The organism is Metabacillus fastidiosus NBRC 101226, from assembly GCF_001591625.1.
Lineage (GTDB): Bacteria > Bacillota > Bacilli > Bacillales > Bacillaceae > Metabacillus > Metabacillus fastidiosus.
The window spans coordinates 1-16249 of record NZ_BCVG01000005.1; the positions used below are offsets into that span (position 1 = coordinate 1).

The following is a 16249-nucleotide window of genomic DNA, read 5'->3' on the forward strand; positions in this document are numbered from 1 at the left end:
CTTACTGCCCGTTAAGGCTGGGATAAAAGTAAAAGGAAAAAATTTTTTATTCGTTTTACAGTCTCAAGCCTGATTTTTTTAGGATGTATCTGTTATGGGGTATATTGGGCATTTTTTGATATGGACAGGCTGCCAGAAGGAGAATTTCTAACGGAACAAATATCTCCGGACGGGAAATATACGTTAAAAGCCTATGTCGCAAATGGAGGAGCAACAACAGCTTATTCTGTCCGTGGGGAATTAATATTTCATGAAAGAAATAATAAAAAGAAAAATATTTATTGGGAATACCGTGAAGAGACAGCAAGTATCAATTGGATTGATCATGATACAGTTGTTATTAATGGACATAAACTGAATGTGCTGAATGAGAGGTATGATTTTAGAAGAGAATAGTAAAGTGATATAAGTACCTTTGTATGACATAATGCAATGACAATGAACGATTAATAAAATGATTGTTTGAATTTTTTCCCTTCCAGCTTCCTCATTTCCATCTGTGTAATTATTTTTCTTCCTTTACATTTCTCTTTGATGTTATTAGTTCTAACATTGTAACAGCTTAAAATTGCAAAAAATGATGAATAATCTGCATATTTTCCTTTAAGTATTGCAATCTTATTGTATCGATTATATACTACTATTAGTACCTAGTCATAAGATCATGGACGGTGGCACAGCTAATGAGAAGAAATAAAAAAGAGAGACAGAGTTTATTGCAAGAAACGATTCAGCACAATCCGTTCATTACTGATGAAGAGTTAGCGGAGAAATTCAGTGTGAGCATTCAGACGATTCGTTTAGATCGCCTTGAGTTAGCAATTCCTGAATTAAGAGAACGGATCAAAAATGTTGCTGAAAGGCAATTGGATGATGAGGTTAAGTCGCTTCCAGTCGATGAGATTATTGGAGAAATGATCGATCTTGAGCTCGACAGGTCAGCGATTTCTATTTTACAAATACAAAAAGAACATGTTTTCAGCCGAAATCAAATTGCCCGTGGGCATCATTTGTTTGCACAAGCGAACTCACTGGCAGTTGCTGTTATAAATGATGAGCTTGCCTTAACAGCGAAAGCGAATATTCGTTTTACGAGGCAAGTACATGAAGGAGAGCGCGTCGTCGCAAAAGCGAAGGTGACTCATGTAGATAGTCATAAAGGGCGGACCCGCGTCGAAGTATTAAGTTATGTAGGAAATGAGCTCGTTTTTTCAGGTGAATTTGAAATGTATCGTTCAGGAAACGAACATTAAAGGCAGGGAAAGAAAATGAAATTAGCGATTGACGCAATGGGCGGAGATCATGCACCAAAATCTGTTGTGGAAGGTGTTATAAAAGCAGTAGCCGCATTCCCGCAGTTAGAAGTAACATTAATTGGTGATGAAAAGAAAATAAATGAATATTTAACAGATCATAATAGAATAACAATTTTACATACAGAAGAAATAATTGAAGCGACAGACGAGCCGGTAAGAGCAGTCCGTCGCAAAAAGAATGCCTCAATGGTTTTAATGGCAAATGAAGTAAAAGAGGGGCGCGCTGACGGCTGTATTTCTGCTGGAAATACAGGAGCATTAATGACAGCAGGACTATTTATCGTCGGTCGGATCGATGGAATTGAAAGACCGGCACTTGCACCGACATTGCCGACAATTGACGGCAATGGTTTCCTTCTTTTAGACGCTGGTGCAAACGTTGATGCAAAGCCTGAGCATTTGCTGCAATATGGAATTATGGGTTCTATTTATGCAGAGAAAGTAAGGAATGTGAAAAATCCCCGCATCGGTTTACTGAATGTCGGAACAGAAGAGAAAAAAGGAAATGAATTAACAAAGCAGGCTTTTGAATTATTAAAAGAAGCGGACATTAATTTTATTGGGAATGTAGAATCACGTGACTTGCTTGAAGGTGTGGCAGATGTAGTTGTTACGGACGGATTTACAGGGAATATTGCATTGAAGTCAATTGAAGGAACAGCAATTTCTGTTTTTTCTATGTTAAAAACAGCATTAACGAGTAATTTCACATCGAAGCTCGCAGCGGCTGTCCTAAAACCGCAATTAAGAGTGATTAAACATCAAATGGATTATTCAGAATATGGTGGTGCAGCACTTTTCGGTTTAAAAGCACCGGTTATTAAGGCGCATGGTTCTTCTGATGCGAATGCGATTTTCAATGCGATTCGCCAGGCAAGTGAAATGGTATCAAATAATGTAGCAGAAACGATTAAAACATCAATTGAACAAGAGTAGGAGCGAGATTATGGGGAAAATAGCATTCGTCTTTCCTGGACAAGGCTCACAAGCTGTCGGGATGGGAAAAGAATTATATGAAAACAGTGAAGAAGCAAGAAAGATTTTTGACGAGGCAGATAGCAGACTCGGTGAAAAATTGACTGATATTATGTTTGAGGGACCGCAGGAAACATTGACATTAACTTATAATGCACAGCCGGCACTTCTTACAACAAGTATTGCTGTATTAGAATATTTTAAGAAAAATAATATTGAAGCTGATTTCGTCGCAGGTCACAGTCTTGGTGAATATTCTGCGTTGGTTGCAGCGGGTGTATTACAATTTTCTGATGCTGTATATACGGTTAGAAAACGCGGTGAATTTATGGAAGAAGCAGTCCCAGCAGGTGTAGGCGCAATGTCAGCAGTCCTCGGTATGGATGCTTCCGCTTTAAAGGAAGTAACAGATGAAGTAACAGCTGGCGGTAATTCTGTTCAGCTCGCAAACTTAAACTGTCCTGGACAAATCGTTATTTCAGGGACGGCAGAAGGTGTAGAGAAAGCTGGGACGAGCGCGAAGGATAAAGGTGCAAAGCGTGTTATTCCACTTGATGTAAGCGGACCTTTCCATTCAGAGCTTATGAAACCGGCTGCGGAAAAATTTGAAGCAGTACTAAATGAACTGCAGTTTGAAGAAGCGAAAGTTCCGGTTGTAGCAAATGTAACTGCCAAGCCTGTTCATAATGTGTTAGAAATAAAAACATTGTTAGTAGAGCAGCTATATTCGCCAGTCAGATGGGAAGAATCTGTGAAAACAATGGTTGAAAATGGGGTAACGACATTTATCGAAATCGGTCATGGTAAAGTATTATCAGGTTTAGTGAAAAAAATTGACCGTTCACTTGAAGTACTTGCTATTTCTGATCTTGAATCAGTTCAGGCTGCTGTTGAAAAACTAAAGGGGGAATAAAAATGACTCGAGTTGCATTAGTAACAGGTGCGTCACGTGGAATTGGCCGCGCGATTGCGATTGATCTTGCAAAACAGGGGATCAATGTTGCCGTTAATTTTTCTGGGAATGAAGCGAAAGCAAATGAAGTTGTCGATGAAATTAAAGCATTAGGTGCAGACGCATTTGCGATTAAAGCAGATGTTTCAAATGGCGATGATGTACAAGCGATGGTGAAAGAAGTAATCAGCCGTTTTGGAAGTTTAGATATTTTAGTGAATAATGCGGGTATTACTCGTGACAATCTATTAATGAGAATGAAAGACAGCGAATGGGACGATGTTATTAATACGAACTTAAAAGGTGTGTTCCTCTGTACGAAAGCTGTAACACGTCAAATGATGAAACAGCGCAGTGGAAGAATTATTAATATTACATCGATTGTCGGTGCGTCCGGAAATGCTGGTCAAGCGAACTATGTTGCGGCAAAAGCAGGTGTTATCGGTTTAACAAAAACGACTGCAAAGGAACTTGCAGCAAGAAACATTACGGTAAATGCAGTTGCACCAGGCTTTATTGCGACAGATATGACAGACGAGCTTCCTGAGGATGTAAAAGCGTCTCTGCTTACACAAATCCCGCTGGCAGCACTTGGAGACCCTGATGATATTGCAAATGCTGTTACATTCCTTGCATCGGAAAGAAGCAGTTATATTACTGGACAAACGATTCACGTAAACGGCGGAATGTACATGTAATTTCCACATAAAAAAACTATAAATGTTTGCTAGTTTTTTGAATCGAAATACACTATAATACTTTGAGGGGAGGTGAAGTAAGATGGCAGATGTTTTAAACCGCGTAACAAAGATCGTCGTAGACCGTTTAGGTGTTGATGAGTCTGAAGTGAAATTAGAGGCTTCATTCAAAGATGATCTTGGAGCAGATTCCCTTGATGTAGTTGAGCTTGTTATGGAGCTTGAAGATGAGTTTGACATGGAAATTTCTGATGAGGATGCAGAAACAATCGCAACAGTGGGAGATGCTGTTAACTACATAAATAACCAACAGTAATTGGTGAATGTTAAAGTCCCGTTTATACGGGGCTTTTACCTCTCTATTTACCCCTCGAAGTGAATAAATTATCGCTAAAAAGGTTAAAAGAATTATATTAGTGTAGGAAAAAGGGTAGGTTAAACATGTCGCTCCCTAGCAGTTGCATGGTGATGGAGGTACGTAATCTTATGCAAAAGCATGTACATTACAGAGATAGACGGCTATTTTCGAAAAAGATTGAAGAATTTAAGAAATTTCAAGAACGAATTGGCTATTCGTTTGACAACGAAAAACTTTTATATCAGGCATTTACACATTCATCGTATGTGAATGAACATCGCAAAAAGCCATACGAAGATAACGAAAGATTAGAATTTTTAGGGGATGCTGTATTAGAACTTACTATTTCTCAATTTCTTTTCAAAAAATATCCGCTAATGAGTGAGGGTGAACTGACGAAGCTTCGCGCAGCAATCGTCTGTGAACCATCTTTAGTATCATTTGCAAACAGCCTTTCTTTTGGCAGTCTTATCCTGCTTGGGAAAGGGGAAGAAATGACTGGAGGACGTGCACGACCTGCATTATTAGCAGATGTTTTTGAAGCTTTTATCGGTGCATTATATTTAGACCAAGGTCTACATACGGTCGTCCGGTTTCTAGATGAGTTTGTCATTCCTAAAATTAATGAAGGTGCTTTTTCGCATGTGATGGATTTTAAAAGCCAGCTTCAAGAGCTTGTACAACGTGACACAAAAGGTACGCTGGAGTATAAAATTTTACTTGAAAAAGGTCCTGCACATAATCGGGAGTTTGTTTCTGTCGTCTCATTGAACGGGGAAACATATGGCACGGGAAGCGGGAAATCCAAAAAAGAAGCAGAACAGCATGCTGCACAAGAAGCACTATCAAAACTGCAAAAATTAAAGAAATGATGGATGCTCCTAATTTGGGAGCTTCTTTTTTTATATAATAATTATAGGAGTAAAAAAATGCCGTTAACTTTTGCGCATCCGGCAGCTGTTTTGCCGTTCCAGAGAAAAAATAAATATGTTCATTTTCCAGCAATGGTGTTCGGCAGTATGGCCCCTGATTTTGAATATTTTTTAAGCGGGCAGCCTGTCGGTAACTTCGGACATACATTGACAGGTTTTATTTTTCTTAACCTTCCATTAGTGATAGCTGTCTACTTTATTTATAAGTTCTTCATCCGAGAAACTTTATTATATTACTTACCATTTTCTTTGCATGAGTCTTATGTAGAAAAGCAGGATGTAAGTAATATATGGAAAGTAATTATCTTTTGTTATTCCGCCCTATTTGGAATGCTAACACATGTTGTATGGGATTCTTTTACCCATATAGACGGTTTTATCGTCATGAAATTTCCAGTTTTTTCGCATATATTTCATCTATACAGTTTTACAATCCCTTTATATAAATTTTTGCAGCATGAAAGTACATTATTCGGAATAACAGCACTTACTATTTACGTGTTTTATAAAAACAGAATTGAAGAGAATGAGATAAGATCAACTGTTTGCTGGAAACAAAAATTTGCATTTTGGTGTATTCTATTTTTTCTCGCCCTTATTCTTATCATAATATGGTATTTGATAGATTATATACCGGCTGCGAATTACGGTACAGCAGTTGTTAGGATCATCGACTCTATCTTAATAAGTTTGCTGATTGTTTCTGTGCTTTTTAAAAAGAAAAAGTGAAATATAATATATGAGTGTACCTTTATAAATATTAATTCATTGAATACAGAAAACGGTTTATAGTTATATACACTATTTTCGACATAATATGATAAAATACTTATGGAATTTAAACATTTAAGATTACGATGTTAAGGAGAAAAAGTATGTTCCTTAAACAATTAGATATTGTAGGATTTAAGTCATTTGCTGAAAAGGTGACTGTTGAGTTTGGACAAGGAATTACCGCGGTTGTCGGTCCGAATGGCAGCGGAAAAAGTAATATTACGGACAGCGTACGCTGGGTGCTTGGTGAACAGTCTGCAAAATCGATTCGCGGCGCAAAGATGGAAGACATTATTTTTGCGGGCAGTGACTCGAGAAGAGGACTGAATGTAGCGGAAGTGACGTTAACATTAGATAATGAGGATAACTCTTTACCGATTGATTACAATGAAGTAAGCGTTACAAGACGTGTATATCGTTCGGGGGAAAGTGAATTTTTTATAAATAAACAGGCGTGCCGTTTAAAAGATATCGTTGATTTATTTATGGATTCAGGTCTTGGAAAAGAAGCATTTTCTATTATAGGCCAAGGGAAAATTGAAGAAATTTTAAGCAGTAAAGCAGAAGCAAGAAGAACGATTTTTGAAGAAGCTGCGGGTGTTTTAAAGTATAAAACAAGAAAGAAGCAAGCGGAATATAAATTAGTCGAAACAGAGGAAAACTTGAATCGTGTACAAGATATTCTATATGAGCTGGAAAATCAAGTGGAGCCGCTTGAAATTCAAGCTTCTATTGCAAAAGACTATTTACAGAAAAAAGAAGAGCTTGAGCAAATTGAAGTCGCTTTAACTGTTTATGAAATCGAGCAATTACATAAGCGTTATGAACAGCTTTTAAAAACGATCGAAGAAGGAAAAAATAGAGAGCAGACACTTGCGGTAAAGCTTCAGCAAAAAGAAACAGAAGCTGCACAAGCCCGTGAAACTCTCGGAATATTGGATAGCTCGCTCGATGATTTTCAGCAAGTATTATTACGTGCCAGTGAGGAATTAGAGAAGCTGGAAGGACGGAAAGAAGTTTTAAAAGAACGTAAAAAAAATGCTTATCAAAATAAAGATCAGTTGAAAAAAGCGATTGAAGAGCTAAATGAAAAGATAAGTGGTCTAGAGGCTGAGAAGACGAAAAATGAAACGGTTTTAAGGAAATATGATACAGAGGTAAAGGAGCTAAAAGCTGAATTAATAGAGAAACAAAAAGAGCTCGCCTTATACAGCAAAAATTTAGAAGCAGAAGTAGAGAAATTAAAAGGTGAGTACTTTGATCTTTTAAATAGTCAAGCCTCAGCAAGAAATGAACTGAATTATCTTCATGAACAAAAAGAGCAGCAAGGCCGTAAAAATACGAGATTAAAAGATTCTAATCAAAAGTATTTAGCTGAGCGTGATCAGATTTTAAATAATAAAAGACGTCTGGAAGCAAAATACTCTTTAATTGAAAAACAATTATCAGAGCAAGTAGCAGGCTTTCGAAATTTACAGACGAAACTGGAAAAAAACCGGCTTACTTATCAAAAGAAAGAGTCGGCACTTTATCAGGCATACCAATTACTGCAGCAGACGAAATCCAGAAAAGAAATGCTTGAAGCGATGCAGGGAGATTATGCAGGTTTTTTCCAAGGTGTAAAAGAAATATTAAAGGTGAAGGAAGAAATAGGAGGAATTTTTGGAGCGGTTGCTGAACTTCTTACAACAGATAAGCAGTTTGAGACTGCGATTGAGATTGCTCTGGCTGGTTCTATGCAGCATATCGTCGTTACAGATGAAGGAGCAGCAAGAAAAGCGATCGAATTTTTGAAGAGAAATGCATTCGGACGTGCGACTTTTTTACCTTTATCCGTTATAAAGGAAAGAATGATACCCGCAAATGATCTTCAAATATTAAAAAATCATGATGCTTTTGTCGGTGTGGGGGCAGAGCTAGTAAATGTCGATCCGAAATTTAAAAGAATTATTTCGAATCTGTTAGGGACGGTTATTATTACAGCCGATTTAAAGGGAGCGAATGAATTAGCGAGCCGAGTTAACTACCGCTATCGCCTTGTAACACTTCAGGGAGACGTTGTAAATCCAGGCGGTTCGATGACTGGCGGAGCGATGAAGCAGAAAAATAATTCTATTCTGAGCCGAACTCGTGAGCTTGAAACGATTGGTGAAAAACTGACTGTAATGGAAGAAAAAACAGCTCTGCTTGAAGTAGAAGTAAAAGAGATGAAAACTTCTATAAAAGAGGAAGAAATAAAAGTAGATGAGCTAAGAGGAAGCGGTGAAAAGCTTCGTCTTGCGGAGCAGTCTATCCGAAGTGAAATAAGAGAAGTGGAATTGCTTGAGAAAAATGTCAATGATCATTTGAAGCTTTATGATGCTGAGAAGCAATTATATGAAGATGAGCAAATAAAAGTGGAACAACGCAAGATAGAGCTTTATGAAAGGCTGGCAGAGATAACAGAGAAATTAACGGATCTTGATCAGGAAATTGCAAAGCTGACGGCTCAAAAGGAAACAGAGCAGACATCAAAAGTTGATCTTGAGCAAAAGGTGACAGAATTAAAAATAACTCTTGCTAAAAAAGAACAGCTTTTTGAAAATGAAAAAGAAAAACTGGAACGGCTTACAGCTGAATTAGCGGCAGTAAATATGAGTTTAAAAGAGACAAAAGAGGATTACGACTTACTGACCACAGAGATGGATTCCAGTTCTTCAGGGGAACAAAAAATAGAACAGTCTTCGAAGGAAATGCTGAATAATAAAAATGAAACGATTCGCTTAATCGCACAGAAGAAAGAAGAACGGCTGCAATTGCAGAAAAAGCTTGAAGCAGATGAATTTGAGCTAAAAGAGATCATGCGAATTGATAAACAGCTTTTAGACGTTTTAAAAAATGATGAAGTGAAATTAAACCGTCTCGATGTAGAGCTTGATAATCTTCTTCATCATTTACGTGAAGAATACTATTTATCATTTGAAGGTGCAAAAGAAAAGTATACTCTTGAAATAGACGCTGAGGAAGCACGCAGCCGGGTGAGGCTTATTAAGCTTGCAATTGATGAACTGGGAACAGTAAACTTAGGGGCGATTGATGAGTATGACCGTGTGTTTGAAAGATTTACATTTTTAACAGAACAGCGGAATGATCTTACAGAGGCGAAAAATACATTGTATGAAGTCATTGACGAGATGGATGAGGAAATGAAAAATCGTTTTGCCACGACATTTAAGCAAATTCGTGCAGAATTTGAACCTGTTTTTCAATCCCTTTTCGGCGGGGGACGGGCTGAATTAAGGCTTACAGATCCCCATGATTTATTAAATACAGGTGTCGATATTATCGCCCAGCCTCCAGGGAAAAAACTGCAGAATTTAAGTCTTTTATCTGGCGGTGAGCGCGCGTTAACGGCGATTGTTTTACTATTTTCGATTCTTAAAGTAAGACCCGTTCCATTTTGTATATTGGATGAAGTGGAAGCGACATTAGACGAGGCGAATGTTCAAAGAGTTGCCAGATACTTAAAAAATTTCAGTCATGAAACACAGTTTATCGTTATTACACACAGAAAAGGCACGATGGAAGAGGCTGATATTCTTTACGGTGTAACGATGCAGGAATCAGGTGTTTCCAAGCTTGTTTCTGTTAGACTGGAAGAAACGAATGAATTTGTAAAATCCAGCTGAAAGGAAGATTAGAATGAGTTTTTTAAAAAAATTAAAAGAGAAAATTACAAAGCAGACAGATTCAGTAACAGAGAAATTTAAAGAGGGATTAACGAAAACAAGGGATTCATTTGCAACAAAAGTAAATGATCTCGTTGCAAGATACCGGAAAGTGGATGAAGATTTCTTTGAGGAGCTCGAAGAAATATTAATAAGTGCTGACGTTGGTGTAACGACAGTAATGGATCTAATTGATGAATTAAAAACAGAAGTAAAACGCCGTAATATTCAGGATACGGAAGAAGTGCGTGCGGTTATTTCTGAAAAGCTTGTTGAGATTTATGAAGGCGAAGAAGGACAAAAGAGCGAATTAAATATAGAGGATAGCAGATTAAATATTATTCTTTTTGTCGGTGTAAATGGTGTCGGAAAGACGACGACAATCGGAAAACTGGCACATATGCTGAAATCAGAAGGAAAATCTGTTTTACTTGCGGCAGGTGACACATTCCGTGCCGGTGCAATTGATCAGCTAGAAGTATGGGGAGAGCGTGTCGGTGTAGACGTTATTAAACAGTCGGAAGGTTCGGACCCAGCAGCTGTTATGTTTGATGCTGTTCAAGCAGCAAAAGCGAGAAAAGTGGATGTGTTGTTATGTGATACTGCGGGTCGTCTGCAAAATAAAGTAAATCTTATGAAAGAGCTTGAAAAAGTGAAACGTGTAATTGAACGCGAAGTACCGGATGCACCACATGAAGTGCTTCTTGTTTTAGATGCAACGACAGGACAAAATGCGATGAGCCAGGCGAAGCAGTTCTCAGAGGCGACAAATGTATCAGGTATTGTTTTAACGAAGCTTGACGGTACAGCAAAAGGAGGAATTGTCCTTGCCATCCGCAGTGAGCTTGACATACCGGTTAAGTTCGTCGGTTTAGGAGAGAAAATGGACGATCTTCAGCAATTTAATGCTGAACAGTATGTATACGGTCTGTTCGCTGACTTAGTTGACGAAGAAGACTGAAAAAAACAGTTCCCTCGGGAACTGTTTTTTTATACTATAATCTTAATTTCATAAATGGAGGAACTTTTTCGAATCCGATCATGCGGATGTAAACATATAATTGTCCTTTATGATGGATTTCATGGTCACGCATCGTGTGAAGCAAAGATTTCCCTGGCATATATGTGCCGACAAGTCTTGTTGCATCAACAAGAGCTGATAATTTCTCATCTGTTAAACCATCTAATACTTCTGTTGTTTTTTCTGTTACTTCATGTACAAGCTGTTTCAGCTCTTCAGCTGTATTTATTTCTTTTTCAACTGTAGAAGAAACAGTAGTTCCAAGTTGAACAGCTTCCGCGAACTTATGAGTCCCGATAACAGTATGTAAAACAAGTTCCTTTAATGTCATTGCACCATCCCATGGACGGAAATCTAAATGTTCGTCAGACAGCATATCAACGATTTCATTTCCTACGACTCTGTGAAGAAGCCAGATGTTTTTAATAGTTTGTGCTTCACTCATTTATAATCACTCCTAATATGATGAAAATTCCTATATCATTATAAAGCTAATGGCAGGTAAAAATCAAAAAAACTTAACTATATTAATCCTAGTTATTTTTCTAACATAAAATGTTGGAACTAAACTGTTATTTCCAATAGGCATTTTATAGTGAAATCTTATTAATTTTTAACTCATTCATTTACAATCTAAGCTTGCTTTTCTTCTCCGTTTTATATACTTGAGTAGGAAAAATTAGAAATCATGGACTCTACTATGTTTGATTTAATATGCTTCATAATATTAATTCGTATATATACTATTGTACGAAGCTTTTCAGCTTGACAATGGATATTTACGTATGTAAACTATTAACATGTAAAGGTAATTCACTTAACAAGAGATAGGAAGGATCGCGCATGTTGCTTGAAAAGACGACGAGATTGAACTTTCTACTCGATTTTTATCAATCGTTGTTAACGCCAAAGCAGAAAAGCTATATGTCGTTATACTATTTAGATGATTATTCCCTCGGTGAAATTGCTGAAGAATACAATGTCAGCCGTCAAGCGGTATATGATAATATCAAGCGGACGGAAGCAATGCTTGAGCAGTATGAGGAAAAATTATTATTGTTTCAGAAATTTCAGGAGCGCCAAAAAATAATGCAGACGCTAGAAGAAATTGTAGAAAAACAAGGCCAAACTGAAATATTAGAACTTTTAAAAACGCTTGAGAAATTAGATTAGGGAGGCGAACAGTATGGCATTTGAAGGGTTAGCCGACCGATTACAAAACACGATGGCGAAAATTCGCGGTAAAGGTAAAGTAAATGAAGCCGACGTAAAAGAGATGATGCGGGAAGTACGTCTTGCATTGCTCGAAGCCGATGTAAACTTTAAAGTTGTGAAAGACTTTATTAAGCGTGTCTCAGAGCGCGCTGTCGGTCAGGAAGTAATGAAAAGCTTAACACCTGGACAGCAAGTTATTAAAGTCGTTAAAGAGGAATTAACAGAACTGATGGGCGGAGAGCAAAGTCAAATTGCTGTTTCTAATCGTCCGCCAACTGTCATTATGATGGTCGGTTTACAAGGTGCCGGTAAAACGACAACGACTGGAAAGCTTGCAAATCTCCTGCGAAAGAAACATAATCGCAGTCCATTGCTCGTTGCAGCTGACATATACCGTCCTGCAGCTATTAAGCAGCTTGAAACTTTAGGAAAACAGCTAAGCATGCCTGTTTTTTCATTAGGAGATAAAGTAAGTCCAGTAGAAATTGCGAAACAAGCACTGGAATTTGCCAAAAAAGAGCATCACGACTACGTGCTTATTGATACAGCTGGACGTCTTCATATCGATGAAGAATTAATGGGTGAATTAAAGGATGTAAAAGAGCTTAGTAAGCCTGACGAAATCTTCCTCGTTGTTGATGCAATGACAGGGCAAGATGCTGTTAATGTTGCCGATAGCTTTAATGAACAATTAGGCTTAACAGGCGTCGTTTTGACGAAGCTTGACGGTGACACGCGAGGTGGGGCAGCGCTTTCGATTCGTTCTGTAACGAATACGCCAATTAAATTTATCGGTCTCGGTGAAAAGCTCGATGCACTTGAAGCATTCCATCCAGAACGTATGGCATCCCGTATACTTGGGATGGGTGATGTTCTGACCTTAATTGAAAAGGCGCAGGCGAATGTAGACGCTGAAAAAGTAAAAGAGCTTGAGCAGAAAATGCGTACACAGTCGTTTACATTAGATGACTTCCTTGACCAATTAGGACAAGTAAGAAATATGGGGCCGCTCGAAGATTTACTCGGGATGCTTCCAGGAGCGAATAAGATTAAAGGCTTAAAAAACATGCAAGTCGATGAGAAACAGATTGGCCACGTCGAAGCAATTATTCGTTCTATGACAAAAGTAGAAAAAGAACAGCCTGAAATTATTAATGCTTCACGAAAAAAGAGAATTGCAAAAGGAAGCGGTACATCTGTTCAAGAAGTGAACCGTCTTATAAAGCAATTCGATGATATGAAAAAAATGATGAAGCAAATGACAAATATGACAAAAGGAAAGAAAAAAGGCTTAGGCATGAAATTTCCGTTCATGTAATGAGTATATTTCTATCCTGTCGACCGTTTATTTAAAAGGTTTTTCATCTGACAAGAAAAAAACCTTTACAATGTAATATTTATTTGATAATATACTATCTTGTTGAAACATTTTCGGAGGTGCAATATTAAATGGCAGTAAAAATTCGTTTAAAACGCATGGGAGCAAAAAAATCTCCTTTCTATCGTATCGTTGTAGCAGACTCTCGTTCACCACGTGATGGACGTTTCATTGAAACAGTTGGAACTTATAACCCAGTTACACAACCAGCTGAAGTGAAAATTAACGAAGAATTAGCATTAAAATGGCTGCAAAATGGTGCAAAACCATCTGATACAGTTCGTAACTTGTTCTCAAACGAAGGCATTATGGAAAAATTCCACAACGCTAAATACAGCAAGTAATGAACGATCAGAAGATGAAAGAGTTAATCGAAACGATTGTAAGACCGCTTGTCGATTATCCTGATAATATTAATATTACAGAACATGAGCTTGAACGTCATATTACTTTTAAGCTCACTGTTCATAAAGAAGATATTGGAAAAGTGATCGGGAAACAAGGTCGCATTGCAAAAGCGATTCGGACTGTTGTATATGCAGCAGGAACTAGTTCATCAAAGCGAATACAACTTGAAATTAACGACTAAAAAAGGGTGAGGGCAGTTCCTCCCCTTTTTTAATCGTTTATTAAAGTAAAAGATACGAAGGAGGCAAAAATGAAAATACTCCAGCGTGTATCAATTAAACAAGTAATAACAGAGAAAAGCAAAGAACAGTTAGTTACTCAATTCAAGAAAAGAAAACAGCAATTAGAGCGTGAGCGTGACCAGCTTTATTTTGAATTAAAAAAGATAAATAAAACGAAAAAAAATCCTGATATTCGTGCAAAATATACGAAAGAAATTGAAAAAAGATATGAAGATATTAAAAATATTCAATTTCAGCTTGAACAAGTTCATATATTGCCGCTCGGTACGGAAATAAAAGAAAAAGAAATAGATGCGATTATCGAAGTGAATGAAGGCGATAATTGGGATGAGCTTATAAAAGAAAAAACAATTGTTATTAAAGATGGAATTGTTGAGCAAATACGCTAGGGGTGAATAAAATGGAACAGAAATGGTTTAATGTTGGAAAAATCGTCAATACTCACGGTATAAGAGGCGAAGTACGAGTTATTTCAAAAACGGACTTTGCAGATGAGAGATATGAGCCTGGTAATAAGCTTTATATTTTCACAGAGAATAATGATGAACCGGTGGAAGTAATTGTTGACACGCATCGTGTACATAAGTCATTTGATCTGCTGACGTTTGAAGGGATGCCTTTTATTCAAGATGTGGAAAAATTTAAAGGTTCTCTTTTGAAAGTACCGGAGGAGCAGCTTAGTGAGCTTGATGAAGGTGAATTTTATTTTCATGAAATTATCGGGTGCAAAGTTGTCACAGAAGAAGATGAAGAGATCGGTACAATCAGAGAGATTCTAACAACAGGGGCAAACGATGTTTGGGTTGTAAAACGGAAAGCTCGTAAAGATGCGCTTATCCCGTATATTGATGATATTGTAAAAGAAATTGATGTGGACGAAAAGCGAGTAATCATTTCATTAATGGAAGGATTAATTGACTAATGCGAATCGATTTTTTAACGTTGTTTCCGGCAATGTTTGAAGGTGTTTTAGGACAATCTATTTTGAAGAAGGCACAGGAAAAAAACGCTGTTCATTTTAATGTCATTAATTTCCGGGATTATGCGGATGATAAGCATCAAAATGTTGATGATTACCCATATGGCGGCGGCGCAGGAATGGTGTTAAAGCCTCAGCCGATCTTCGATGCCGTTGAAGCAATCAAAAAGGAATCAGAAACAAAACCGCGGATTATTCTCGTCTGTCCGCAAGGTGTGACATATACGCAGAAAAAGGCGGAGGAATTAGCGAAAGAAGAGCATTTGCTGTTTATTTGCGGTCATTATGAAGGCTATGATGACAGAATTCGTGAACATCTCGTAACCGACGAAATTTCAATCGGTGACTTTGTATTAACAGGTGGAGAACTGCCGTCCATGGTTATTGCAGACAGTGTCGTCAGGCTGCTTCCAGATGTCCTTGGAAACGAAGATTCACCTGTGCTTGACTCATTTAGTTCAGGACTGCTGGAACATCCGCATTATACCCGTCCGGGTGACTTCCGTGGAATGAAGGTCCCGGATGTTCTTTTATCAGGAAATCATAAATTTATTGATGAATGGCGCGAAAAAGAATCACTTCGCAGAACAGCTGAAAGAAGACCTGATTTATTAAATAACTACCCTTTGTCTGAAAAACAAAAACAATGGTTAAAAGAGTTTGAAAAATAGCGAAAACTATTGATTCTACTATATGTATATGTTATGATAAATCTCGTGACTTGGAGAGCGGATATTATTCGTTTTACGGTCTTAAAAGGGTGTTCCGCTACGACCAGAAAGGTTTCGTAAGAGCATCTGTTGGAAGGAGTTGAAAAGAATGCAACAATTAATTCAAGATATCACAAAAGAACAGTTAAAATCTGATCTTCCTGCATTCCGTCCTGGTGATACAGTACGCGTACACGTTAGAATTATCGAGGGTACTCGTGAACGTATTCAGGTGTTTGAAGGCGTTGTGATCAAGCGTCGTGGTGGCGGTATTAGCGAAACATTTACAGTACGTAAGATTTCTTACGGTGTAGGCGTTGAGCGTACATTCCCAGTACACACACCAAAGATCGAGAAGCTTGAAGTAATTCGTCGTGGTAAAGTACGCCGTGCGAAACTTTATTACTTACGTCAATTACGTGGAAAAGCTGCACGTATTAAAGAAATTCGATAATAATTACATTTATTATATAAATGTAAAAAAGGGGGGCTTGTTTATTGACAAGTCCCTTTTTCACTTTATTCCCTACATAATACATATGGAACTAACCATTGATATAAGAATAGAAAAATCTCTTTTGTAG

Annotated in this window: 19 protein-coding genes; 18 read left to right on the top strand and 1 reads right to left on the bottom strand. The window is 37.7% G+C overall.

All coding sequences use genetic code 11. The annotated features are described in order from the left end of the window. Positions 1–48 precede the first annotated feature (48 nt). The 10 genes from BFA01S_RS02305 (at position 49) to ftsY (ending at position 10673) form a co-directional block, all read left to right on the top strand. A complete protein-coding gene (locus tag BFA01S_RS02305; RefSeq protein WP_066225319.1) occupies positions 49–396 on the top strand; it encodes a DUF5412 domain-containing protein in 348 nt (115 codons plus the stop codon). A 287-nt stretch (positions 397–683) separates the two neighbouring features. Then, positions 684–1253, top strand: coding sequence for a transcription factor FapR (gene fapR / locus BFA01S_RS02310; RefSeq protein WP_066225321.1), 570 nt, complete (start codon positions 684–686; stop codon positions 1251–1253). A 15-nt stretch (positions 1254–1268) separates the two neighbouring features. After that, on the top strand, positions 1269–2252 hold the full coding sequence (plsX, locus tag BFA01S_RS02315; protein WP_066225323.1) for a phosphate acyltransferase PlsX: 984 nt from the start codon (positions 1269–1271) through the stop codon (positions 2250–2252). A gap of 10 nt (positions 2253–2262) precedes the next feature. Continuing rightward, the gene (fabD, locus tag BFA01S_RS02320) at positions 2263–3204 is read left to right on the top strand and encodes an ACP S-malonyltransferase (RefSeq protein ID WP_066225325.1); all 942 of its coding nucleotides are present in this window, start codon (positions 2263–2265) and stop codon (positions 3202–3204) included. A 2-nt stretch (positions 3205–3206) separates the two neighbouring features. After that, positions 3207–3941, top strand: a complete 735-nt coding sequence (gene fabG, locus BFA01S_RS02325; protein ID WP_066225327.1) for a 3-oxoacyl-[acyl-carrier-protein] reductase — start codon at positions 3207–3209, stop codon at positions 3939–3941. An 82-nt stretch (positions 3942–4023) separates the two neighbouring features. Further along, positions 4024–4257 carry an acyl carrier protein gene (locus BFA01S_RS02330; protein WP_066225329.1) on the top strand — a complete coding sequence of 78 codons (234 nt, stop codon included), beginning with the start codon at positions 4024–4026 and terminating at the stop codon, positions 4255–4257. 170 nt (positions 4258–4427) lie between these two features. Continuing rightward, a complete protein-coding gene (gene rnc / locus BFA01S_RS02335; protein WP_066225331.1) occupies positions 4428–5171 on the top strand; it encodes a ribonuclease III in 744 nt (247 codons plus the stop codon). Positions 5172–5228: 57 nt separating this feature from the next. Beyond that, positions 5229–5960: a DUF4184 family protein gene (locus BFA01S_RS02340; protein ID WP_066225333.1), complete on the top strand. Its 732-nt coding sequence runs from the start codon at positions 5229–5231 to the stop codon at positions 5958–5960. Between the two features lie 146 nt (positions 5961–6106). After that, complete coding sequence (gene smc / locus BFA01S_RS02345) at positions 6107–9673, top strand: chromosome segregation protein SMC (RefSeq protein ID WP_066225335.1); 3567 nt, start codon at positions 6107–6109, stop codon at positions 9671–9673. Positions 9674–9686: 13 nt separating this feature from the next. Then, positions 9687–10673, top strand: a complete 987-nt coding sequence (gene ftsY, locus BFA01S_RS02350; protein WP_066225337.1) for a signal recognition particle-docking protein FtsY — start codon at positions 9687–9689, stop codon at positions 10671–10673. Between the two features lie 34 nt (positions 10674–10707). On the opposite strand, the gene BFA01S_RS02355 is transcribed toward ftsY, so the two are convergent. After that, entirely contained in the window at positions 10708–11178 is a 471-nt protein-coding gene (locus tag BFA01S_RS02355) for a DinB family protein (RefSeq protein ID WP_066225339.1), read from the bottom strand. Positions 11179–11576: 398 nt separating this feature from the next. Here BFA01S_RS02355 and BFA01S_RS02360 point away from each other — a divergent pair, with 398 nt between their 5' ends. From BFA01S_RS02360 to rplS, 8 genes are all read left to right on the top strand, one after another. Beyond that, positions 11577–11906, top strand: a complete 330-nt coding sequence (locus BFA01S_RS02360) for a putative DNA-binding protein (protein WP_066225341.1) — start codon at positions 11577–11579, stop codon at positions 11904–11906. A gap of 13 nt (positions 11907–11919) precedes the next feature. Further along, positions 11920–13266 (top strand): signal recognition particle protein, encoded by a 1347-nt coding sequence (gene ffh / locus BFA01S_RS02365; RefSeq protein WP_066225343.1) that lies wholly within the window; start codon positions 11920–11922, stop codon positions 13264–13266. 131 nt (positions 13267–13397) lie between these two features. Further along, entirely contained in the window at positions 13398–13670 is a 273-nt protein-coding gene (gene rpsP / locus BFA01S_RS02370; protein WP_066225345.1) for a 30S ribosomal protein S16, read from the top strand. Then, positions 13670–13915, top strand: a complete 246-nt coding sequence (locus BFA01S_RS02375) for a KH domain-containing protein (RefSeq protein WP_174521576.1) — start codon at positions 13670–13672, stop codon at positions 13913–13915. The genes rpsP and BFA01S_RS02375 overlap by 1 nt, the downstream gene beginning before the upstream one ends. A gap of 69 nt (positions 13916–13984) precedes the next feature. Next, the gene (locus BFA01S_RS02380; RefSeq protein ID WP_066225347.1) at positions 13985–14365 is read left to right on the top strand and encodes a YlqD family protein; all 381 of its coding nucleotides are present in this window, start codon (positions 13985–13987) and stop codon (positions 14363–14365) included. A gap of 11 nt (positions 14366–14376) precedes the next feature. Next, positions 14377–14898: a ribosome maturation factor RimM gene (gene rimM, locus BFA01S_RS02385; RefSeq protein ID WP_066225349.1), complete on the top strand. Its 522-nt coding sequence runs from the start codon at positions 14377–14379 to the stop codon at positions 14896–14898. Further along, the gene (gene trmD, locus BFA01S_RS02390; RefSeq protein ID WP_066225351.1) at positions 14898–15626 is read left to right on the top strand and encodes a tRNA (guanosine(37)-N1)-methyltransferase TrmD; all 729 of its coding nucleotides are present in this window, start codon (positions 14898–14900) and stop codon (positions 15624–15626) included. The genes rimM and trmD overlap by 1 nt, the downstream gene beginning before the upstream one ends. A 148-nt stretch (positions 15627–15774) precedes the next feature. Continuing rightward, positions 15775–16119, top strand: coding sequence for a 50S ribosomal protein L19 (rplS, locus tag BFA01S_RS02395; protein WP_066225353.1), 345 nt, complete (start codon positions 15775–15777; stop codon positions 16117–16119). The last annotated feature ends 130 nt before the right edge of the window (positions 16120–16249 follow it).